Source organism: Saccharolobus solfataricus, from assembly GCF_900079115.1.
Lineage (GTDB): Archaea > Thermoproteota > Thermoprotei_A > Sulfolobales > Sulfolobaceae > Saccharolobus > Saccharolobus solfataricus.
Genome location: NZ_LT549890.1, coordinates 1,185,682 through 1,208,546, shown reverse-complemented (window position 1 = coordinate 1,208,546; position 22,865 = coordinate 1,185,682). Strand labels below are relative to the sequence as shown.

At 35.6% G+C, this 22,865-nt stretch carries 16 protein-coding genes and 4 pseudogenes; 9 read left to right on the top strand and 11 right to left on the bottom strand.

Going from position 1 to position 22,865, the window contains the following annotated elements; translation table 11 throughout:
• Nucleotides 1-9 precede the first annotated feature (9 nt).
• Nucleotides 10-2,088, top strand: a complete 2,079-nt coding sequence (locus tag SSOP1_RS06815) for a COG1361 family protein (RefSeq protein ID WP_063492783.1) — start codon at nt 10-12, stop codon at nt 2,086-2,088.
• Between the two features lie 226 nt (nt 2,089-2,314).
• On the opposite strand, the gene SSOP1_RS06810 is transcribed toward SSOP1_RS06815, so the two are convergent.
• Nucleotides 2,315-3,058, bottom strand: a complete 744-nt coding sequence (locus SSOP1_RS06810) for a nucleotide-binding protein (protein WP_009991984.1) — start codon at nt 3,056-3,058, stop codon at nt 2,315-2,317.
• A 559-nt stretch (nt 3,059-3,617) separates the two neighbouring features.
• Nucleotides 3,618-4,637 (bottom strand): annotated as a pseudogene (locus SSOP1_RS17610) (DUF4322 domain-containing protein).
• Nucleotides 4,638-4,875: 238 nt separating this feature from the next.
• On the opposite strand from SSOP1_RS17610, the gene SSOP1_RS06790 reads away from it, so the two are divergent.
• The gene (locus SSOP1_RS06790; protein ID WP_009991989.1) at nt 4,876-5,451 is read left to right on the top strand and encodes an XdhC family protein; all 576 of its coding nucleotides are present in this window, start codon (nt 4,876-4,878) and stop codon (nt 5,449-5,451) included.
• A 275-nt stretch (nt 5,452-5,726) separates the two neighbouring features.
• Nucleotides 5,727-7,055 (top strand): APC family permease, encoded by a 1,329-nt coding sequence (locus SSOP1_RS06785; RefSeq protein WP_009991990.1) that lies wholly within the window; start codon nt 5,727-5,729, stop codon nt 7,053-7,055.
• On the opposite strand, the pseudogene SSOP1_RS06780 reads toward SSOP1_RS06785, so the two are convergent.
• The 3 genes and pseudogenes from SSOP1_RS06780 to SSOP1_RS06770 form a co-directional block, all read right to left on the bottom strand.
• Nucleotides 7,045-7,500: pseudogene (locus SSOP1_RS06780) on the bottom strand (glycosyltransferase); the annotation flags it as partial. The gene SSOP1_RS06785 and the pseudogene SSOP1_RS06780 overlap by 11 nt on opposite strands.
• Nucleotides 7,501-7,595: 95 nt before the next feature.
• The gene (locus SSOP1_RS06775) at nt 7,596-8,495 is read right to left on the bottom strand and encodes an IS5-like element ISC1058 family transposase (RefSeq protein ID WP_010923244.1); all 900 of its coding nucleotides are present in this window, start codon (nt 8,493-8,495) and stop codon (nt 7,596-7,598) included.
• 63 nt (nt 8,496-8,558) lie between these two features.
• Nucleotides 8,559-9,086: pseudogene (locus SSOP1_RS06770) on the bottom strand (glycosyltransferase family 2 protein); the annotation flags it as partial.
• A 701-nt stretch (nt 9,087-9,787) separates the two neighbouring features.
• Between SSOP1_RS06770 and SSOP1_RS06765 the strand changes: the two are divergent.
• The gene (locus tag SSOP1_RS06765; RefSeq protein ID WP_009991992.1) at nt 9,788-11,029 is read left to right on the top strand and encodes an ATP-binding protein; all 1,242 of its coding nucleotides are present in this window, start codon (nt 9,788-9,790) and stop codon (nt 11,027-11,029) included.
• Nucleotides 11,030-11,405: 376 nt separating this feature from the next.
• Here SSOP1_RS06765 and SSOP1_RS06760 read toward each other — a convergent pair whose 3' ends face one another.
• The 5 genes and pseudogenes from SSOP1_RS06760 to SSOP1_RS06745 form a co-directional block, all read right to left on the bottom strand.
• On the bottom strand, nt 11,406-13,901 hold the full coding sequence (locus SSOP1_RS06760) for an ABC transporter substrate-binding protein (protein ID WP_063492782.1): 2,496 nt from the start codon (nt 13,899-13,901) through the stop codon (nt 11,406-11,408).
• Between the two features lie 114 nt (nt 13,902-14,015).
• Nucleotides 14,016-15,227: a hypothetical protein gene (locus SSOP1_RS06755; protein ID WP_010923290.1), complete on the bottom strand. Its 1,212-nt coding sequence runs from the start codon at nt 15,225-15,227 to the stop codon at nt 14,016-14,018.
• Nucleotides 15,228-15,332: 105 nt separating this feature from the next.
• A pseudogene (locus tag SSOP1_RS16925) lies at nt 15,333-15,620 on the bottom strand (IS256 family transposase); the annotation flags it as partial.
• A 190-nt stretch (nt 15,621-15,810) separates the two neighbouring features.
• Nucleotides 15,811-16,248 (bottom strand): hypothetical protein, encoded by a 438-nt coding sequence (locus SSOP1_RS06750; RefSeq protein ID WP_010923288.1) that lies wholly within the window; start codon nt 16,246-16,248, stop codon nt 15,811-15,813.
• Between the two features lie 83 nt (nt 16,249-16,331).
• Nucleotides 16,332-16,760, bottom strand: coding sequence for a transposase (locus SSOP1_RS06745; protein ID WP_063492781.1), 429 nt, complete (start codon nt 16,758-16,760; stop codon nt 16,332-16,334).
• Between the two features lie 484 nt (nt 16,761-17,244).
• On the opposite strand from SSOP1_RS06745, the gene SSOP1_RS06740 reads away from it, so the two are divergent.
• From SSOP1_RS06740 to SSOP1_RS06720, 5 genes are read left to right on the top strand one after another with little or no spacing between them, the layout of a single operon-like run.
• Nucleotides 17,245-18,231, top strand: a complete 987-nt coding sequence (locus tag SSOP1_RS06740; RefSeq protein WP_009990047.1) for an ABC transporter permease — start codon at nt 17,245-17,247, stop codon at nt 18,229-18,231.
• A 5-nt stretch (nt 18,232-18,236) separates the two neighbouring features.
• Nucleotides 18,237-19,838 (top strand): ABC transporter permease, encoded by a 1,602-nt coding sequence (locus SSOP1_RS06735; protein WP_009990046.1) that lies wholly within the window; start codon nt 18,237-18,239, stop codon nt 19,836-19,838.
• Nucleotides 19,835-20,806: an ABC transporter ATP-binding protein gene (locus SSOP1_RS06730; RefSeq protein WP_009990045.1), complete on the top strand. Its 972-nt coding sequence runs from the start codon at nt 19,835-19,837 to the stop codon at nt 20,804-20,806. Before SSOP1_RS06735 ends, SSOP1_RS06730 begins: the two co-directional genes overlap by 4 nt.
• Entirely contained in the window at nt 20,796-21,788 is a 993-nt protein-coding gene (locus SSOP1_RS06725; RefSeq protein ID WP_009990044.1) for an ABC transporter ATP-binding protein, read from the top strand. Before SSOP1_RS06730 ends, SSOP1_RS06725 begins: the two co-directional genes overlap by 11 nt.
• Nucleotides 21,766-22,491 (top strand): hypothetical protein, encoded by a 726-nt coding sequence (locus tag SSOP1_RS06720; RefSeq protein WP_009990042.1) that lies wholly within the window; start codon nt 21,766-21,768, stop codon nt 22,489-22,491. The genes SSOP1_RS06725 and SSOP1_RS06720 overlap by 23 nt, the downstream gene beginning before the upstream one ends.
• Before the next feature lie 182 nt (nt 22,492-22,673).
• Here SSOP1_RS06720 and SSOP1_RS06715 read toward each other — a convergent pair whose 3' ends face one another.
• On the bottom strand, nt 22,674-22,853 hold the full coding sequence (locus SSOP1_RS06715; protein WP_009990041.1) for a hypothetical protein: 180 nt from the start codon (nt 22,851-22,853) through the stop codon (nt 22,674-22,676).
• Nucleotides 22,854-22,865 lie beyond the last annotated feature (12 nt).

Below are 22,865 nucleotides of genomic sequence, written 5' to 3'. Positions count from 1 at the left end.
TGATATGAGATGTATAAATCAATTGTCTTAATACTTCTAGTGCTCTTCCCACTAATGTTATCTGGAGTCTCAAATTCCTCATCTACAACACCACCTTTTTCATACTTCATTACAGCTAACTGGAAGACAATCCCCACCTTGGATAATCTTACAACGATAAATGTAAACTTGATTACGTTTTTAAATTCTACTAAGATAAACGCTTATGCCCTAATTGCAAAGATACTTTTACCTCAAGGAATTCTAAACGCTACCGAAGGACATTATGTAGAAGACATTTTACCCTTATCCTCTCAAGTGCAACAATATAACATACAATTTAACATTACTATAGTTAGCTCGAGTCTTCCTAATCAGTTAGATTTCCCAGTAATGTTGTCATTAATCACTGAAAATGGGGGTAATGTATCTTATAATACCTCATTTACTTTGCCTTACTATGGTATTTATAACTTTAGTATTAAACTATTAAATTCAAGCTTAATACAAGGTTTCCAAGAAGTTATCTTTCGAATTAACACACCATCTCCACTCTACAATGGCTCTATCTTATCCCCATATTTTATGAAAAACGTTAGTTTGTCTTACGTTAACGGGAGTAAGGACATATCAGTGGAGCTATTTGTCCCATTTGAAGATATTCCGATTTATCATTTAAATATTCCATTAACTATACGGTTTTTAACACCCTATAACCTCTACTATGTTAGGCAACTCGTTTTAGAAACTAACGTAAATACTTCAATATCAACACTATATGCAAATGTTCGAACTCCTAATGGAGTCGTTTATCCGGGTTATAATAACTTTAATGTCTCAATAGTAAATAAAGACACCCTTCCAATAAGCAACCTCACCATAATTGCCAACTATAATAATACTATGAAGATGTTAACTATTCCACATTTAGCTTCAAATAGTGCTGTAAATTTCATATTATCCTTCTATGCCAATTCAAATGTTTCACTCAAGATTTATGCTTTCTTCTACACACCATTAGGTCTTAAGAACGTAACTTTAGGCAGTTATTATTTTCCTATAGTATATCCAATAAGTGTAGCGTGGAATAACGGTAACATTAACATATCTAATCGTGATAACATAACGCTATATAATATAACAGTTCAGTTTGGACAAGACGCTGTAAAGATACTAAAACTATCTCCTAAAGGAAATGTCTTGTATCCTGCCACTATAAAACCTAACCTTGTTCACATTACCTTTTATTCTGGCAATAGCGTGTTTTCTTACTGGCAGAAAGTTTACGAAGTCCCATTCGTCAGGTTGAATGCAACATACCAATTCATCAATATAACTAGATCAACAACTGGAACATATACAGCCACACTAATACTATACATACAAAACACCGGAAACCAAAACGCCAACAATATATACATCCTTATAAAACCCAACGGTACTGCAATAACACCACCATTCTACGTAATCTCACAAATACTACCAAACGAAACCATAGCAATCCCATTCACTTTACGCACACCAAATAGCGCACTGGTTCAAATAACCATGTTCTATTACTATAGTAACCAATCATATACTAGCAACATCACAATACCATTAAATTATACTAAATCAGTGTTACCTATATCAGTCAGGTTGAATGCAACATACCAATTCATCAATATAACTAGATCAACAACTGGAACATATACAGCCACACTAATACTATACATACAAAACACCGGAAACCAAAACGCCAACAATATATACATCCTTATAAAACCCAACGGTACTGCAATAACACCACCATTCTACGTAATCTCACAAATACTACCAAACGAAACCATAGCAATGCCTTTTACCATACATGTCACAAAGAATACTGTATTTCAGATATCAATGTTCTATTACTATAGTAATCAGACATACGTCAAAAACATCACAATACCATTAAATTACGTCAAATTAACACCAGGGGAAACTGTAGTTAACTACCTAGTTAATTACGTGGGAAAATATACGTTATACCAAGTGTACGGAATACCTGCTATTGTAATAGCATTCATACTAATTATTATATTAATATCTATTATCCCTACAGTTAAGAAAAATACGGCTAAAGAGTAAAGTATGTTCTTTTTTTTTAAAATACATATAAACAATTTTTTTCTTATATCCCGATGAACGTTTTCTAGTAGAGGATGCGGATAGTTTAACTAAAATAGTTTTTATGCAACTTTTATGTATTGTATAAGTAAATATTTGGAAAAAACCACTTATGCTTAGAGTATTCAGCATCAAAAGGATAGACGTTCTCTTGTAAAAAACTTGTAAACTAGCTTAAAAAGATCTATTACCCATTAGATAAAATTCGCTCTATTAACTTTCCCACTTTTTGCATTTCTTCTACTTCTCCCATATTGGCATATTGTACTAACTTCTCGTTAAAGGGAATAGTAAGTATATCACATTTTACAACTTCACTAATTTCTCTAACTATTTGATTAATTTCTTTCTGAATATCACCTATTTGAGGTACCATGTTAATTACGAAAGCGAGGGGTTTGGCTTTAATTCTATTTATTGTATCTAGAAAATATTTTACAACATCTGTAACATCATTTCTAATGGCGTCAGTAATTCCTGCTGCAGCTATCGTATAGTCAGGGAAATTTTTCTTAAACATTTCATATTCGTCATACACTAATGGATCATTAGTTCTGAAAATCCTACCGTAATCTACTATGATAACATCATAGCCCTTCGATACAACATCAACGTAGGCTCTTTCAGCTTTTTCACCCATGCCTTTAACCTTATGCTGTAACTCTCTCTCGTTTACTGGATCACTATATAACTTGAATAACGTTAAGTTATTATTAACCTTATACTCATATTGTTCATTGCCTAAACCTTCTACTATTGCTTTATTAAAACCAAGGCCATTAAATCCTAAAATTAAAGACCCCATTGAAAGCAGATCCTTATCAATATATAAAACCTTATATCTCTTGGAAAGATATAATGCAGTATTCAACGCTATTGTTGTCTTCCCGACACCACCTTTTAAACCTATAATATCAACCCTAATCTTCACTATAGATAAATGGCAAAATGAGAAAATAAAATTTACTCATAACAAGACTTTTCTTTCATACCTATTGTGATAGTTTCTGTAGATATCTTCTAGTTTTTGATAAATTTTAATGAAGAACTAATAAAGAAGGAAAGTATTACGGCGTTATTTAGAATCCTTTGATCACAAATGAAGGAATAGTGAACACAATAGCTGTATCCAATTTTCTCCCTTGTAGGAATACTTCTACTCCCGATTTACCATCAACTAAGGAAGTTCATAATGAGTTATTTAGGATACTAAAAGAATAAGTTATACTATAATATAATATAGAGATCTTTCCGTTTAAAAAGCAAAGAATTTCTTAACATAGAATGATAATTCGTGTTAGCAAATGAGTGGACTATATTATTTGGTATAACCTAGGAAGAAGAGGATAAACTTCTCCCTTTACAGTAGATCAAAAATCACACCCCTCTTGAAAATAAATTCGTAGTATTGTTAAGCGTTTTATCTATTTTTAGGATTATCTCCGAGAACTAATGTTATGAATAAAAGGATTAGTAAAAGTCTTCCTTCTTCACTTCCTTGAATATTGTGAAGAGGCACCACATGCCTCGCCTCTAACAAAGTGGACCGTGGCAGTGATTTTCTGCAACCATAGGAGGGGGTAGAGAGCTATCATGAAGATTAGCTTACGGAACGCTAGTGCTTTCAGAAAGTTTATAGCTTTAGGCAAAGGATATACCACTAGATCATAGTCTAAGAACTTTTCCAAAATACTAGCGAACTTGATTAAGCTTATGAACGGGAGAAATGACTTGATGTTCTTATAGGAAGTCTCTATAGGGTTCCTCACCTTGTTGTAAAACTTGAGCACTTGATCCTTGGGCAAGGTTAGTGACCTTGCGAAATACTCAATCTTTTTCCTTCTTCCTCCCTCTTCTATAAACGAATAATCTGAACGTCACTTGTTCATCCTTCTTGTACCTCTTAATGTTCGTCTTGTATTCCCCATCAACTCATAAATTTTGACGTCCCCAACTGGTACTGCGATTATGTACTTGAATTGTAAGATGAAGTTCAGTACGTCTATTGAGTTAAATCCAGCGTCAAGTGTTATCGAGATATTGAAATTCCCTGATACTTGTTCTACGAATATTTTCACTATGTCCTTAGTCACCCCGTTCTCTTGTTCTATGAATGCGAGTACAAGTACTTTCTCATTGGGTTTTGTCGTTGTAGTGACGTAGTTCCATGAGTATCCTTCGTCTGAGCTACCTAACCCCTCGACTGGCCTACCGTCTCATTGTAATCCAATCGATAAATATGTTTACCTCCTTTTAACATATCATGCAATAATTGCTTTACTCTTTCGAGTTCTCTCGGCAACTTCTTCTTTCTCGGCGTAATTACTTACCGTTTGGTCTGAGATCCCAAACATCTTTAGCTTGTTCTCAATCGAGTCATTCAATAGGGCTGCTGAGACGAGGACCTTGGCGACTTCTTCTACCTTACTTCCCTTGAAGTCTATCATGGAAAGTAATTTATGCCCTATCTGCTCAACATCATTTCGGTGAGGAAAATCTAGTGTTATCATTCGAATTCATCCTTAGTAATATATGGTTTTCCTCACCTTAAATCTTTTTCAACTTCTTAACTTCTTAATATTGTAATTTACTCCATTATCTTCTGTTAACCAGATATTAGCTTGTTAGTATTATTTTTTGTTAAAACTTTATGGATCTACAATTAAAGCTTGGTAGTTCACTTTACTTGAAACTACCTTAACTCGGTTTTAATGAATACATATAAGCGTTTAGTTAGTATGTTAATTTATGAAAGTCGTTATATTTGCTTCAAGTAGGGAAGCGGATATGGAGGAACCAGTATTTTGCGATAGGGACACCGTCAAAGTTGATGCCAGTAAGTGTACTGGGAAGGGAATTAACGTTGCGCCATTTATAGCGAGATATTTAAAAGATTTGGGCTTCCACGTTTTAGTAGTAGATCCTTTTGCTGAGGAAAGTTATTATGAGGCTGATGAGGTGATTAAAGGTACTACTTTCCAAATTCCAGATGACGTTGTAAAGGACAATTACGTAATAGTCGCAACTAGACACGTATACGATACTTGGGCTATTATGAAGTCAATTTACGGTGGAGCTAAGGAGATTGCTGTAATAATGAGCTTAAAAAGGGCTGAGGTAATATTGAAGAGGCTTATCCAAGCTGGAATTGATAAAGAGAAATTAAAGAAATTGAGAATACCAGCTGGTTTAGATATTGGTGCTAAAAACGAGAAGGAGATCGCGTTTTCAATTGTTGCTGAAGTTTTAGCTGTGACAAGAGGAAGTATGGGATTACCACTTAGAGAAATTAAGGGGTTTGAAAAGCTTTTAGAGAAGTTATGAGGTGTTAGAAGGGAAAATGGGCGATTCAGGTCTCCTTTGCGAATTGTAATTTGTAAATAATGTGCTTATAAAAATGTTAACATTGGTAATCATGTATCTCTGCCAGTTAGTCGCCCTTCATTCAGTCAAATTGTAGCAATCTTTAAAATAATAACTGAATCGCCCAAAGCGATATTAAGGGAACTTAAACTAAGTCTCAAATGAATGAAATTGTTGTCCACAGTCTAGTTACATACGGAAACGTTTATTTGTAATGTATCACTATGTTTTACTGTATGAAGGAAGAGATTGACAAAAAGGAGGAAATGAAGACGAGTAAAAAGCTAACATTTAAAGACGTATTCTTTATCTCATTTGGTGGGCAAGCGCCCTTTATCTCCTTACTAACCTTCGGTACTGTAATGATAGGAAAAGTCGGAACGCAAGCACCATTTGCAATGTTGATCGCAACTCTCGTGGTCCTATTTAATGGTCTGGTTATTTATTCCTTATCTGGGCGATTTAAGAGGGGTGGGGGGTATTACACATACGCATTTTACTCCTTAACCTCTAGGTTAGGATTGAATACGGGTTGGAACTATTTACTTTATGGGTTGGCTTATGGTGGAACGCTACTCACAGGTGGCGCTTACGTACTTTATACTATTATTTCAACGTACATACCTTCTACAATGCTGCCTTCAATATTTTATGATCAGTGGTTTTACGCACTAATTATTGGAATAATTGCAACTTCAATAGTGCTTGCTGGAGTACAAGTGTCAGCTAAATACGCTATTGGAGCGTCAATAGTGGAAATCTTAATAATTTCCCTACTTTCCTTATTATTTCTTTACGATTCTAGATGGAATTTTTACAATCCAATACCGAGTTCAATTACACCTACCTTAATATCAGCTGTAGTATTCGGATTAGGAATACCAACTGGTTATGGCTCAATAGCTCCCTTAGGTGGGGAAACTAATCCTAAGACCATAGGTAAGGCTGCAATTTCAGTCTTATTATTTGGAGGTTTAATAGCAACGTTTTTCTTTTACTCCTTAGCAGCCATGAACTTCACTGGAAACTTAATAGACTACTTACTGTTCAGATTTGGCTTAATAGGGACATTAGTAATAGCCCTCATCGCATTAAGCGATGGGACATTAGGAGGAATGACGTATATTTTAGCTAACTCTAGAACATTGAAAGCAATGGCTGAGGATAAAATAATGCCAAGTGGTCTCTCTAAGGTGAAATACTCTGAACTACTTGTAGGATTAGTCTTTATAACTTCGCTAACTGCAATGACCTACACCTTTGGACTATACAATGTTTTTACAATACTTGGAGCCCTGGCTGGCTTAAATAACCTATTTATTCATATTTCAGCCAATTCATCACTGGTTAGGATTGCATCAAAGAGAGCCTTAAAGCACCTTCACGAAGTATTTATCGGGATATTTGCATCATTAGTCAGTATTTCAGTATTTCTCTACTCTTTACCAACGTTTAACAAGTACATTGTGTACTTGTTCTTTGGTTGGATAATACTAGGTTTCATTTACGCTGAGGCATTGGAGATAAGCAGGCAATCAAGTGAGAGTGAGAATTCTAAAGGTTGAACTCCTTACATTCAAGCTTGTCTTTTAAAAAAGATGCAAGCTTAATTATGTCAAATCCATCTAAGGTTTTGATATATCGTAGCCCATCATCATTGCATATGAGCTTTCTTACTCTCCCTACTTTACTTGGTAGCTTTTCATCAATAATCTTATCCAAATTATACGCACTGAAGAAACCCCAATACCCACCAAATAAGAAGTACTTATCATTAATTCCTATCTCCTTAAGATCAATCATTCTATCAAGAGCTGATAATATTGTACCAACTCCGTTATTATATTCCTTATAGTTTCTATAAATTCCCATAAGTTTGGCGAGTACAAAGGAAGGGGCATTGACAAAAATCTTATATGGAATTGAATGTTGGGAATACGCAATTTTCATATCACTCCAGTTATATCCCAAACCTCTTATAACATCTAATTTATTTTTGAACCTCCTACCTACTTTGTTGATTTGTTCAATTTGTCTCATTAAAACGATATTGTATAACACTAATTTTTCAGTAATTAATATTTATTTCAACGTTCCTCTCAAGCTTACACCCTAATGCCCGGAGCCCTACCGACTACAGAATTCGCCAAGTGAACCATCCACGCGTAAGCCCAGAACTTGAGCTTAGCCTCAACTACTTGTCCAGCAAAACTTGTTGCCCTAACCGATTCCCCAAAAGTACGCTTCACCGCAGAGAACAAGGACTCGACCCTCCACCTAACGCCATAACCCTTCTCCTCCCTCCAACGATCATAACCCAACTTCCTAAACTCCCGCACAGCCTTACGTCTAGCAAGATGGCCCCTTTTAGTAGAAGCGTTCTTCTTGGGAGGAACTACAACCTCAACTCCGGTCTTGTAAACCTCATTGGCGTCATATGTCTTATCTCCATAAAACTTCTTGACCTTCTTTCCCTTATCTTGAAGATCCTTAACTGTTTTTACAGCGCTTTCAACCTCGTTGCTAGTGACCTCAGCGTTTATCACGTTGAATTCGTTATTGTCCATTACTATCTCGATCTTGAGGAATTTTGAATCCCTAGTCTTACCCCACTTGGCAACAATGTATTGTCCTCCCGTGTTTGTGCTAATGCCTGTAGCGTCTGCAATTACTTCAAGTTCGTCACTTGCCTCGGGGAAGGTTATTTTCATGTTCCTCACTCTCTTCCATATTGTTGAGTAATCGAGGCTTGTGGGGATGATCTTCAATTGTTCTAAGGCTCTTAATACTCCTTCTATTGCTCTGTAAGGTAGGAAGATGTGGAGGAAGGCTAGGAATTCGTCGAACTCCTTCGGAGCTTTATACTTTGTCCTAGCGTTCCTGTTCTCCTCTGCTAATAAGTCCCACCAATGTTCGAATACGTAGAAGGGGAACATCAACTTATATCTAGTAATGACGTTCTCGTCGTACTTGCTCCAGTCCCTCTTGTACTTACTCTTTTCCATAGGTAATACTTAAACGAATAATTTATAAACTTTTTGTACAATTCTGAAGCAATCCACAAAGCACCTCCTACCATAATATTTTAAACCTTTGGCATATCTCTTTTCCCTAGCTAACTCATTACGTAACTCAGCATGAATAAGTGCAGGGACAAAATAATCGAAACCAACTCTAGAAACAATCTCCCAATCCTCAGCTCTATTTAGATCCCTCCAACTCCCTTTCTCCAATATGGTCTCTCTCTTAACAACAAACCCGTTAACTAGATTTACTAATATCTTCTTATCCCTTGGAGCCCATTCTAAGATTTTATGAAAACTCTCATTATACCTCATATCCAAGTCAAAGTAAGTTGTAATACTGTTCTCTGGACAATGTTTTAAAGAATAGCCTCTACCCTTACCCCTAGTTGATTTCAGCCTATATAATACTAAATTATAATCCTTTCTAAGTTCTAATAATCTCTCCCATGTACTATCTGTTGAATAATTGTCAGTAATCACTATGGTTACATCACTCCTCCAAACGCTCTTTACACTCTCCTCCAATGTTGGGGCGTTGTTGAAAACTGTTGCGTAAATGCAATAATTCACACTCTACGTTTTACATGATGTTGTAATAAAATTTTCTATTATGGAATCTTATTATTATGGAATAATCACTAAGTACGGTAAAAGGGAAACTACTAAAAGCCTAATATAAGGGAAGTGAATTAATGAACATCTAGATTCTTATAATATCCGTTTAGTTGATCTGTTGAATATTTCTACATTAAATCACTATTATCTTTCTATCAATTAATCTCAAGGTCTACAATTTAGGCTTATGAGATCTCTTAATCGTTTGCTAAAATTCAACAAGGTCACAAAGCACATAATATCGTTAAATTTAAAGATCAGCTAAACGGGAAAGGAGAAAATAATAATGTGTAGACAACAAAATGAATATTTTAAATGATTTATACTAAAACAATAAAATTATTATAAATACTTAAATAATACAAATAAATAATTAAGTACTCTTTTATAATTAACCTTACTCCTCTTCAAATAACCAGCAATAACCTATAAGGCCGACCTTTTCCTCCGACGCGTCACTTCAACCAAACTTATTCTTCATTGGAAAATTCTAAGAAAGAACAAGGACTAACCTTAAACCCCTATTTGTCAGCATTATAGTGAGGAATTCTCTTTTGGTATTCACTTTGGACTGTCAAGTAAAAATTGACAGTAAAACAGTAGACTGTCAAACAAATATTGACAGTTTTTTAACCCCAAACTCTAACCTTATTATTGTGGAAGTAGAAGAGATAAAGAGAATACTCCTAGACCAAGAATCTTTCCTAAACGATAAGTTAAGAAAAGAGAGGATCATAACGAGGCACTATAACTACTCAATAACGTATAACAACGCTTATTTGATAACTGGTCCAAGGAGGGCTGGGAAATCAATCTTTACAGTTCAACTCACTAAAGGCAAAGAGATCTTAAGAGTCGATTTCGATGACGAGAGGTTATCGGGAATAAAGGCTAACGAATTGAATAAATTTTTAGAGGCTGGCTATCAGATAAAAAAGAAAATTGAGGTAATAATACTAGATGAAATACAAAACGTTAAGGGATGGGAACTCTTCGTTTCTAGAATAAGGGAAATATACCCAGTAATAGTTACTGGAAGTAACGCTAGACTAATGAGTTCAGAGATGGCAACTTACTTGACTGGGAGGCATATGGACTTCCTCGTTTTTCCCTTCTCATTTAAGGAGTACTTAAGGTATAAGGACGTTAAAGTAGAGGAGACCACTAGGGGTATTGCTAGGCTAAAAGAAGAGTTAAGAAACTATTTACAACAAGGAGGTTTTCCAGAGACCTTCAAATTCGATAAAAACGAGTATTTAAGGAACCTCTATTCTGACATCATTACAAGGGATGTTATAATTAGATGCAAGACTAGAAAAGATGTAAAGGGGTTAGCTGACTTTCTATTAGAGAATATTGGTAAGGAGGTGTCGACTAGGAGAGTTGGAAATGCGTTTAATCTATCTCACCAGTCCGTTGAAAACTACTTCTATTGTCTATCTAACGCATACCTCTTTCTGTTCGTGAAGAGATTTACTGGAAAATCCCTTGAAAGGTACACGTTACCTAGAAAGGTTTATGTAATTGATACTGGGCTTTTTAACACGTATAAGAGACTCCAGATGGGGAAAATGATAGAAAATCTAGTCTTTCTAGAGTTATATAAGAGGTATGGTCAGGAAGTTTATTATTATTCAAATGGTAATGCGGAGGTTGATTTTATAATTAAGGATAAGTTTGCAATACAAGTTACGTATGATGAAGGTGGAATAGATGATAGGGAGTATAAGGGATTGGTAAGATTTTCTGAGAGGTTTAAGGACTATAAGCTAATTATCATAACGTGGGATAGGGAGGGGAAGGAAATTAGAAACGGAAAGGAGATTACATTAATCCCTTTATGGAAGTTCTTAGTTAAGGAGAGATTTGCTGGGGAGATGATAGGGAAAGAATCATGAGTAAGACGTTGTCAGTAGTTTCCGATAAACCGTGAAAGTTATATACTTTTTACGAATATCTAATTTTTGATGACGCACAACCACACGAGACGTTATCCAATTGGGTGATTCAGGTGTCTTTTGCGAATTGTAATTTGTAAATAATACGTTGTAAAAATGTTAACATTTGGTAATCATGTATCTCTGCCAGTTAGTCGCCTTCATTTAGTTAATTTTGTAGCAATCTTTAAAATATTTTGTAGCAATCTTTAAAATAAAGTGAATTCGCAATGGGTATCTGAATCGCCCTCCAAAAATATGTTCTATTTGACCTTGTTATAATTAGTTAAAAAGTATAGATCTGAATTAAAAAATAATTAACTTAAATTATGAGTTTTTAGCTTCTTCTTCCTAGCAAAACTGCTACAACTATAGCAGCAATCACTAGTATTATTCCAACTCCTAATGAACCATAAACTACGGGACTAGTGCTTATAGTTATTGCACTTACACTAGGTGGTGCGGGTGGTGCAGATACCGATGAAACTGGTGTTACAGTTGTTGAAGTAGAAGTAGTTGAAGTAGAAGTAGTTGAAGTAGAAGTAGTTGAAGTTGTTATAGTTGTAGATACAGTGGTTGTCGGTAGAACGTTGAAAGTATAGTAAGCTGTGTAGAAGTGAGGTATATCAACATATTTGATTCCTCCTCCTAAACTATTAGCACTGTAATTTAACATTAATGGTTCGGTATATGTCGCATTAATGAATAGAACATAGGTTTCCCCTGGAGTTAGACTAGCTGTATTTATGGTTACCTCATAGGTATTTCCACTTACATGAGATATGGGTATGCTCATAATTGGTCTTGGACTTTGCCCATAAACCCATATTTCAGCTACACCAGTAGCGTTGGATATCGGTACTATCGGATTTGGAATTGTTGGCTTGCCATTAATATAAGCGGGTTCTGCAAGTATTTGAGTTATATTAAAGGTATAGGTATACGTGCTGCCTGCCGTTATATTTGCTATGAAGTTGGTTAGAGGATCCATTCTGAAGTAACCGTTATATCTATAGAATGTTGCTCCAGTACTCTTATTCCAACTGTACATATAGTATGGCCCAGAACCTATCACTTGACCGTTTGATGATACCGAGTAAGTATTTAAACCTAGCCATTGCGGGGGTATATTCTCAAATATCGAGGGTGGTACTATATAGATTCCCGATACCTCATAAATTGCCCACAAACTACTTGTATTGAAGTATATCTGTATCTCGTAGGGGTTATTTGGAGGTATATAAGAGTATACAAGTTCAGGCAGTGCATCAAACCACTCAAATGATGGTGCCATTGCTTCTGCGGTATAGTTTAAGATTACCGGCTTACCGTAATAATTGCCTATGTAAACCGTATCTTTAGATGAATTAAATGGATTACTACTGTAACCACCCATGTCGAAATACCAAATGGTGAAGTTTATTGCCTGAGCTGTTAATGGAAGACCATTATGGAAAGTATCGTTATGAACCAGATACAATGTGATAACCTGGCCATTAACTAATTTTATATTGGTACCTGGTATTGTCTCATTTAACCCAGTTTGTATTGTCCAATTAGTAACTACCCATGGTAGTAATTGTAATGCGTTATATGGAGGAGATGATAGTGGAGTATCATAAACTTCTCCTAAGCCATCAAATTCGTATGCTGTTTGCGCGCTATAAACGTCATAAGTTGATGGGGCTGCGGTTAAAACGGTAATACCCCAGTTGAAAGTACCGTGGGTTGAATTCGCAGTATGTACGTTCATCAGACTTATACCACTACCAACAGTTGGAATATAATTAGCATAACCGGGTAAGTACGCACCTTGTACCGCATTACCCCATCCTGCTATTATTTCAGGTACTGCGGCTTGTAGATAGTAAACTGCTTGCTGCGTATAGTATTGTGACTCATTTAGAGCAGTAGCTTCAATATATGCCTTGGTCAGTAATTGGTTTATAGTATTATTTACAAATGCATTATTGCTAGTTACTGGTGCTAATGGACCATCAATGAAGTACAAGAATGACGGTGCTATTGCATTAACGTCCCATCCAAAAGTAATTAACTCGTAATTACCTGTTAATAAATCTTGAATCAATGTCGGCGAAAATGGAACTACTTCATACTGTATCGTCAAGTTTATTTGTTTAGCGGCCTGAGTTACGATTTGAGCTAGGCTAAGAGATTCTGGTGCATTAGCTGGTATTATCCATGATATAACTACTGGAGTTCCGTTGGGGTATGTCCAAGTGTTAAGCTTGGTATTGTAAACTAGCCCTGCCTTCTGCAAGTAAATCATCGCCCTAGTTAGGTTAAAACTCTCATGGGTTTGATAAAATATTGATGCGTTTGGATTGAAAAACCCTGGATATAAAGATGGATTTAAGAAGTATGGTATTGCTTGACCCAAGAGTCCATTTGCAAATACTTGCTGTTGAACTAGCTGGAAGTTTATGAGACTAAAGATTGCCCATCTAAAGTAAGTATTGTTCATTGGGTATTTGGCGAAGTTGAATTGTATTATGGGTCCAAATCCATAGCTCGGCTGATCGTAAAGGTAGATATTTGGATCTCTTTGAGCTTGGAGAATTTGTGATTGCTGATCTAAGCCTGCCAATTGGACTTGACCTGCTATTAAGGCTTGAAACAGTGCTGTAGGTGATGTGAAACTCCACATCTCATTGAGAACAGCAACATAAGGTGTATAAGCTCTATATAGTGCCGGTGAGAGAACCGGTGTTTGAAAGTTAGTTATTAGCGCATAACCACTAGTGATTATTGGAGATATTGATATTAACATAGTTAAAAATATAGCGAATAGTAGATAAATCTCCCTTTTCATAATTTAATAAGGTTAAAAAGAGGTATAAAAATGTTACCATACCAACAGTGATTGAGTTGAATGAGAGTAAAAAGAAAGATGAAAATGATAAAAAACAGAATACCGTTAAATAACTCATTTTGGCAATGCAGAAACTACTTGTTGTTGAGTTAGATCATTAATTATATTTAATGCAACTACTTGAGGTACCCCGTTAGGTTCTAGTTCCACTGTTGTGCGGAGATCTGTATAGGAAGTGTAAGTAGAACCGTTTGAGAGGGTAATCTTAAGTACGCCATACATATCAACTAAGCTAGTAGTGGGGTTTAATGGAGTTATGTTAAAGTAATATAATTCAAATTGTAGTGAACTTACATCCTTAGATATTATAGTGTCTATGAAAACATTAGGTACATCTAATCCAGAATAATTACCAGCGTAAGGTCCTCGGGCTATATACACATAACTTTGATAAGGACCAACTAATATGGATTGTAATTGACCTATATTCTTAGATTCTAACGCTTGGATTAAGTTGAAAAGCGTTACTAACGTGTTATATTGACTTTGTGTGAGCGCGTTGTTAATCTTTACATATACAACTTGCCAAGTGGATAAGTTAATCTCTTGCGCAACTACTGTGATTAGTGCGTAATTTGTAACAATTGTTCCATTAGCATATTGGTCATTAAATGAAACCAAACCCTCTCCCAATACGTAGTTTTCCAAGGGAGTAATTACAAGTTCTTTAACCTCAGTTTTTACACTTAAATAGTTGAAGAATTGGGATAACTTAGATCCAATAAGAGGAAGTGCATCTGAAGAATTCGCTGGGGAAGCTATTATAGTACCATTACCAGGTGGTGACGTTATTTCGAAGTAAGATGCTAGAGGTCCTACTAATAAACTTTCCATGCCTTGAGTGTTTACTTGTGCTAAATAAATATAGAATGACTGAACAGTCATTGTGCCCATTGTTAGGGCTAACTGACCTGACAATATGGTGTAATTTTGAGATAGAGTGTTATACTTTGCGGTTAAGTTATCGTACTTTGCCATAAGCGTATTGTATTCTGAAGATAGCTTTGCATATTGAGATGATAACGAATTATAAGAGTTAACTAGATTAGAATATGATGAGTAAAGTGTAGTATAATTGGAATTGAGGTTTTGGTAGTAGGTCCTTAAAGTATTATAGTTATTGACTAATGTATTATAGCTTGATGACAGACTTGCTATTTGAGAGTTTAAGTAAAATAGAGATACAATATTTACTATAAACGTTATTATTATTATCACTACAAGAATATATTTCACATCCATAGTATCACATAAATATGTTTTCATTTACTTATAAATAAATTTTATCTTAACTTCTGCTTAGCGAGCGATTCAGGAGTCCATTGCGAATTGTATCTTCTGACTCTGAATTTCATTTATTCAATGTATAAATTATTGGATATATTTCTGTGAAATTGAGAGAAATGAAGGTAATTGTAATATTATTATAATAGTGAGAAAATAGGTCAATAGGTTGTAGTAGAGGGCTATGGCCCGCGCGATCTGGAGTATCCTCCAAGGGGAGTGAAACTTACTAAACCTCCTTTCCAAGAGGGAGTTGAAGGACTCGACCAAGTTGTTGGTCTTGAACTTCCAGAGCTCCTTGCTCGCAACGAGGTAGCTTAGAAGGGTTGGGTTGGCCTCGGACTTGATCCCTCCGAGCTCGGCCGACGAGATGATCACGTGACGTTGTCCGATTTGAGCAAAATTAAAAATCATTATAATTACAGCATTTCAGATTATACTATTCTTCATTATATTCAAGTATAAAGAATAATATAATATGTATTAATAAGGGAAAATACAGATAATTGTACGATTTTGCAATAAAATTTGCCATAACAACAAGTAAACACGTAAACGAACCTCGTTAATTAACGAATACCTTCGTCCTAATCCTCGTCGAAAGAATTTCGAGATCACGATAGAAGTTAAGGAAGAATACCTCCATAACCACTCCCCTTAAAGTTGTAGACGAAGCCTTACCTTCCCTAATCTTAACACCACTACCCTCAACCGGAAGCCTAGCACTACCAACACCCTTAACTAAGACGTCCTTCTTGGAAATCCAAGCCCTATCAGCCATTAACTTAACGTTATCAAATGAAAAGGCTAGATCACTCAACAATCCAACCTTGAAGTCCCTAACGAAATTAGTCCTCCTTTCCACAAGGTTACAGACCTTAAACCCGAAGTAGGACTTACCGTGCTTCCCACCCCAACTACCCTTATACTTCCTAAAGGCCGTGAAGTTCTTGAGCTTGGAAGTAGTATAACCCATGAGGAGAAAAACGTCATTGAATCTCATCTCCTTAAGGTCAAGTGAGATCTTCTCAAGACCGTTTTGAAGACTCCTCTTTCCGGGGTAGGCCTCACGGAAGAATGTATCAATTATGTGGTAGTCCTCGAACCTATCGTTTTTTCTCTCCCAACTTCAAGTTCAAAGCCCTTTTCCCTATACTCGCTGATCACCTTGTTCAAAGCCTTGTTTAACTCATCCATTAGTGTTGTTCTCATCGTCTCGCCCTCTTGAACAACTGTTTGTTGAAGTTTCTTGTAGAAGGAGAATACTGTGCTCTTTGGTGGAACTTTCCCGTCCAAGAAGTCCATAAAACTCTTACTGTCCCTAATTTCTCCCTCCAAGTTATTCCAAGAGATGTCGAAAACGAACTTGATTAGGAGGACTTTGAGGAGTGAGATGACGTCCCACTTGGGCTTCTTGGAGTAAAGGGACTTAAGCTTACTCCTAAACGTTTCCCAAGGGAAGGATTTATCTATCTTGAGCAAGAGGTCCTTTTCAGTTGAAATTGCCTTTACCATAATATTATCTCATCCTAATTTCTTATTAATATTACTCATGAATTGCCATTTTAATCAACGTGGATAACGTCACGAGTAAAGCAGGTGACATCACTTGAATAAGTAGTATATACTATGCTCGATTTTCACGGAAAGGTTTTTATACCGGAAGCTCCCGAAATGGGTAGCATACTATGTTAACCCTAGATATAAAATTATCTAAACTAAAATTTGCTTAAAATGAGTTATAGAAAAACAGTAAGTACTATGCCACATCTCATTGTTTCTGTAAGAATGTAAATCAATATGTTTGAGAATTTTTAAAATGTTATATAAATGACTCGTTTTACAATAACTCATCCTTTAAAAAGTTTCTATAAAGCATTATCCAATATTTAAAATATTTAGAGTCAAGAGTCCTTAAATAAATATTTTATAATTAGTTGATGTCCTTAAATTTGCAAGATAAAAAGCTTTAAAAACGTCTCCAGTGATAAAGTCTTATATGGGGTTCCTTAATTACGCTATAAAAAGGGCTGTAGACAGGATAATTTTACTATTAGGGTTGGTAATACTCCTCTGGTTTGTTGTGGAAGCTTTGCCTGAACTATTTGGAGTAAATCCAGCAATTTGGTACGCGCCCGTAGGTCAATTGGGCAAAAGCGCGTCTTATTTTCAGAATATAATTAACGATATCACTACACTTTACGGCTTTAATCAGCCGTTATACGTGCAGTTTATAAGATATCTTTATGCTTTATTTTCTTTCAATCTAGGGTATGATTTCCAGCATCATGAATACGTAATAAATGAGGTTCTTCAATATCTTCCATATACTATAATACTTACCCTACCTCCATTTATATTTCAGACATTACTAGCTATAGTTGTTGGTGCGTATGCAGCATTAAAAAGGAATAAGGCTGTAGATCATATAATATCCAATTACATGATTCTTCAGTATAATATTCCCGGGTTCTTCATATTAGCAGTACTATGGGTTGTATTTGCAGTTTATATTAAGGCGATACCAATTTCTGGCATCCAAGTTCTTCATTTGAATGATATAGTATCCATATTAAAGGTATATTGGCTTCCTTGGATAATCCAAGTCTTTATTTTCGGGTTCCCGGTTAGGGGAATACTAATGAGAAATACGATGGTTGATGTATTAGATTCTGACTTCGTTAAATACGCAAGGCTCTCGGGATTGAAGGAGAGTACAGTAAGGGCAATAGCTAGGAGAAATTCAATTATACCAGTCATAACGAGAACTGGAATTGACTTAGCTTTTATACTCGGTGGTATATATTTTATCGAGTATATTTTTGGAATTCCAGGGATGGGTTACTTAGGAATTATTGCTGCCACTGAACTAAATATACCCTTATTAACTGGATCGTTCTTTTTCCTAACACTCTACGCCCTAGTCGTACTTTACGCGATGGATCTAATATATCCATTAGTTGATCCTAGAATAAAACTAAGGTGAATTTAATGAGAATTCCCCCAATATTAAGACTGAAGCTACTTTGGGTTGCGCTAATTATATTCATTTTTCTTTTAGGGAGTATTGCATATGGTTTCTTTACAGCGCCTAAGGCAAACCCTTATACACCAGCTGGTCAGTATGCAGCTTCACCATATGCAGTGCCTTCGTGGGCTTCAATCTTCTACGGTAATCTTCCACCTGACATAAAAGTACCTAATGATTATGATCTGATTGCTGCGAAGACAGCATCTGTTATAAATTATTGGCATTTGTCTAACTTTACTTTTAACGGAGATGCTGTTATAATAATTTATAATAGTAGCTATGGACCCAAGGGAGAAACTAACTTCCAAAAGACACTTTATTCTTATGGAAACACTGGAAACGGGAGTGTAGAGATAATAATAGAAGGAACTAATCCATTAAATTTAACTCTGTATCATGACTTTCTTTATAACTATTTATTGCCTAGAGAGACAAAATTTGGAGACTATGAATTCTATATCATCCAAGCCAGTATTTCCGCTTATGCTACAAACGCTTACTATACTTTTAATGGATATGTGATAAATCCGTCAAATGCCACATTTTGGTTGTTCTTAGCTGGGAACTACTTGCCAACAAATTTGGTTACGCTCTCAACTGTATTTAAGTACTTAGGGAATGGAGGATGGAATTACATATTAGCATCTTCGGCATCAGCTGGAGAAACTCCATGGTTCTATACCTCAAATATACCTCCTAATGAAAGCGCAGTAGCTTCTGTTATAATGCTTCAAAGCATGTTTAATAGTACCGGAAATTACAAGGTGGAATTCACCATAAATTATATCCCAAACGGACCTAACTCCAAATTAGTAGTTTACTTATCTGACCTTTATTTCGAATTTCTTGGTAGTAGATATGGAGTATTGGGTACTGATAATAATGGGGCTAGTGTGTTTGCAGAGTATTCACAAGGTGGAATATTCGACCTTGAACTCGCAATACTTGCTGGGTTGGCAATAGTATTCATAGGTGCGGTATTTGGCTTATTTGCTGGTTATTATGGTGGGAAGTTGGATCAAATATTAACCTCATTTACTGATTTCATACTACTACTCCCTGGGTTAGCAATACTAATAGTCTTAATAACCATATTCCAACAAATCTTTACAGTTTTCCCTAAGGATATTTTAATCATAATAGTTTTAGTAATTCTAAGCTGGCCTCCTACGTCTAGAACAATAAGAGGACAAGTTCTCCAAGTTAGAAATATGGCATTCGTTGAAGCCGCTAAGGCTTTAGGAATGTCCAATATGGAAATCATAAGAAAGCACGTGTTAAGGCACGTTTTCCCAATAATTATAGCACAGCTAATCTTCGATATTCCAGCTGTGATAGGTATAGAGTCAGCCCTAGACTTTCTAGGTATTGGAATACTTAAATTCCCAACATGGGGTAATATGTTAGGGTTCTCAATTAATGCCTCACTAGACGCTCCTGGATTTGCATGGTGGTGGATTCTGACACCAGGTATAGCGTTATTTCTCTTGGGCGTTAGTCTATTTTATATAGGTGAGGCGATAACTAGGTATTATGGAAGTTTAGTTGGTGAGACCCATTGAGTTTACAAGTTAGGGACCTTAACATATCCTACAAGATTGGCAAAGGGTCAATTAGGGCTATTAATAGAGTGTATTTTCAATTGGAGAAGGGTGATTCTTTAGGAGTGATTGGTGAGACAGGTTCCGGAAAAACCACAATTGCTAATGCTATTATGAGGGCATTGCCCGAAAATGCAGAATATTCTGGTAGCATTTTTTTTAATAATAAGGATATTTTGAAAATGGATCAAGAAACCTACAGAAAGGAGATAAGATGGAAGAAAATATCGATAATACCCCAATACTCTATGAATGCGTTTAATCCCATAAAGAGGGTTGGTGAACAATTAGTAAAGATAATGATGGAAAATGATAGTAATATTGATACTAGTAAAGCTAGTGAAAGGATATTTTACCTATTTAATCAACTTAGTTTGCCACCAGAGATCTATAAGAAGCTTCCAGACGAACTATCTGGAGGACAGAGACAAAGAGTTGTAATTGCCTCAGCCCTATTATTAGACCCAGAATTAGTAATTGCAGACGAACCGACTACTGCATTAGATGTTATAAACCAAGCAAGGGTCATATCTTTAATTAAGAGGGAAATTGTGGATAAGCAAAAGACTTTAATCTACATTACTCATGATATAGCAGTTGTTGCTGGAGTTGCTAAGAAGGTACTAACACTTTATGCCGGAGAGATAATGGAGTTCGGAGATTCTCGTAAAATCTTCAAGGAACCACTACATCCCTACTCTAAGGGCTTACTGTCCTCAGTACCGGATATTAGATTTGGTAAGGTAAAGAAAGTGCATTATATTCCAGGTGATCCACCAGATCTGTCAAAGGAGATTAAAGGGTGTCCATTTGCACCAAGATGTTCGATAGCTAAAGATATATGTAAGGTTGAAAAACCAAAATTAAGATATGTGGATGGAAGGTACGTGGCTTGTCATCTTGTAGGAGGGGAAGAAAATGGACAATAATGAGATTATCGTAAAAGTTCAAAATGTTTGGATAAAGTATCCCATGGGTAGAGTTGGATTATTTAGGAAACTTTACGTACATGCAGTTAACGACGTTTCTCTCGAGATTAAGAAAGGAGAAATATTTGGTTTAATAGGCGAATCAGGCTCTGGGAAGACCACGTTAGGAAAGGGAATTTTGAGACTTATCGAGACTTACTCTGGAAGTATATACTGGAAAGTTGATGGTGGTAAGTTAGTGGATATAACAAAATTAAATGATAACACTTTAAGGAGGCTAAGAAAAGATTTTCAGATAATTCAACAAGATCCGTATGGTGCTTTAGATCCTAGAATGAGCGTATATGAAATTTTGGCTGAGGGGCTAAGATTACACAAACTCATATCGAATAAAAGTGAGGAAGTTGAGCAAATATATAAAATACTATCAATAGTGAAGTTAACCCCCCCTGAGAATTTTGCAAATAAGAAGCCAATGGAGTTATCTGGAGGACAGAGACAAAGAGTTGTAGTAGCTAGGGCTTTATTATTAAGGCCCAAGTTTATTGTTGCTGATGAACCAATTTCAATGTTAGATGCATCAACCAGGGGTCAGATTTTGGAATTTATATTAAACGATAGGGATCAAAGGGGAACGGCGTATTTGTTTATAACACATGATATCTCAATAGCTAGTTACGTTTCAGATAGAATAGGAGTAATGTATTTAGGTAAGGTAGTGGAAATCGGAACTCCGGAAGAAGTAATAAGCGAGCCTTTACATCCTTACACTCAAGCACTACTGCAAGCAGTGCCTGTTCCAGATCCAGATATTGGTATAAAGGAACCCAATATCAAAGGTGAGATTCAAAGCCCACTAGAGTTACCAAAGGGATGTGTATTCTATAGTAGATGTCCATTTGCAAAAGATATTTGTAAGGAAAAACCCCCAGAGATAAAGAGGATTAAAGGAGATCATTATGTTGCATGCCACCTATATTAACTTGTTTTTATCATTATTTTTCTTTTTTCCTTTATTTCTATCTCTGACTTTTTATGGCACACAATTAATAGGATATCATGGAGTATTAAGCTCTCTTGCAATAAATATGAACGTAGGAGTATCAGTTAATCATTTGCCTGACGGTGGTTATAACGTTACTATTAGGGAGATCGGTAATTCTTACAACAAGACTTTAGGAATCCAGCTCAGTTATAATGGAGAATATTATTACATTATAAACATGAGTGGGAAGGAAATATGGATTACGTACTACATATCTAACGCGTCTAGCAACATAGGATTATTAGCTCCATTTTATATGCCTTATTCAACTAATGGAACTTACTCATTTAATGAAAAAATTGTAAATATGAGTAATAATAAAATTGAAAGTCAAATAATAACGAACATTAGTATCATTAAGCAGAATAGCGGAAAATTGGTTGTTAACTTCTCAGACTTAAATATTACAACGATACCTACTTATTACGTAAGCCAAAGAATAATTTACGTTAATGGTTTAATTAGTCAAATGCAGAGTAATTACACCAATTCGGGACAAATTTACCTATATACTAACATATCTCGAATGGAAGGTGGGACCGATTATTCTGGCGTAATTATACCAAGTGTAGTAATTGCTATTATTATAATAGTAGCAAGTAGTATTGCAGTGTACAGATTTAGGAAATCATCAAAATAATGAAAATTAAAGTGGTGAAAGAAGATCTATATGTAGTTTTTATCTAAAATCTACTTTGTGAACTTGCTGAATTTTCATAAAGAGTTAAGAGTTGTGAGGACAGAAATTGTGGAGCTAATTATTGCTTGAAAGCAAGTTAATAGTAGTTTAGTGGGAAAAAATTTAAGGAATCAAATAAGCACCTAAAATCTCTCTCCTAAAAACTCCATTAGTCCTCTTATACCCACCATTGCCCCAGCAATGGCAAGAATCATGGAGATTATTAAGATAGATAAGCTTTGAAACGAGGCTCCAACATAATCTAATCCAATCGCCCCACCTAACATTGCAAGACCAACTATTACTTTGAAGAGTGATCTCATGTAACCAAGCCT

Bases quoted from the DNA above. Each gene is read 5' to 3' on its own strand.
- SSOP1_RS06775 (WP_010923244.1), bottom strand. From the start codon at position 8,495: ATGGAAAAGAGTAAGTACAAGAGGGACTGGAGCAAGTACGACGAGAAC.
- SSOP1_RS06790 (WP_009991989.1), top strand. From the start codon at position 4,876: ATGAAAGTCGTTATATTTGCTTCAAGTAGGGAAGCGGATATGGAGGAA.
- SSOP1_RS06815 (WP_063492783.1), top strand. From the start codon at position 10: ATGTATAAATCAATTGTCTTAATACTTCTAGTGCTCTTCCCACTAATG.
- SSOP1_RS06745 (WP_063492781.1), bottom strand. From the start codon at position 16,760: ATGGTAAAGGCAATTTCAACTGAAAAGGACCTCTTGCTCAAGATAGAT.
- SSOP1_RS06740 (WP_009990047.1), top strand. From the start codon at position 17,245: ATGGGGTTCCTTAATTACGCTATAAAAAGGGCTGTAGACAGGATAATT.
- SSOP1_RS06725 (WP_009990044.1), top strand. From the start codon at position 20,796: ATGGACAATAATGAGATTATCGTAAAAGTTCAAAATGTTTGGATAAAG.
- SSOP1_RS06720 (WP_009990042.1), top strand. From the start codon at position 21,766: ATGTTGCATGCCACCTATATTAACTTGTTTTTATCATTATTTTTCTTT.
- SSOP1_RS06715 (WP_009990041.1), bottom strand. From the start codon at position 22,853: ATGAGATCACTCTTCAAAGTAATAGTTGGTCTTGCAATGTTAGGTGGG.
- SSOP1_RS06785 (WP_009991990.1), top strand. From the start codon at position 5,727: ATGAAGGAAGAGATTGACAAAAAGGAGGAAATGAAGACGAGTAAAAAG.
- SSOP1_RS06760 (WP_063492782.1), bottom strand. From the start codon at position 13,901: ATGAAAAGGGAGATTTATCTACTATTCGCTATATTTTTAACTATGTTA.
- SSOP1_RS06750 (WP_010923288.1), bottom strand. From the start codon at position 16,248: ATGAGATTCAATGACGTTTTTCTCCTCATGGGTTATACTACTTCCAAG.
- SSOP1_RS06755 (WP_010923290.1), bottom strand. From the start codon at position 15,227: ATGAAAACATATTTATGTGATACTATGGATGTGAAATATATTCTTGTA.
- SSOP1_RS06735 (WP_009990046.1), top strand. From the start codon at position 18,237: ATGAGAATTCCCCCAATATTAAGACTGAAGCTACTTTGGGTTGCGCTA.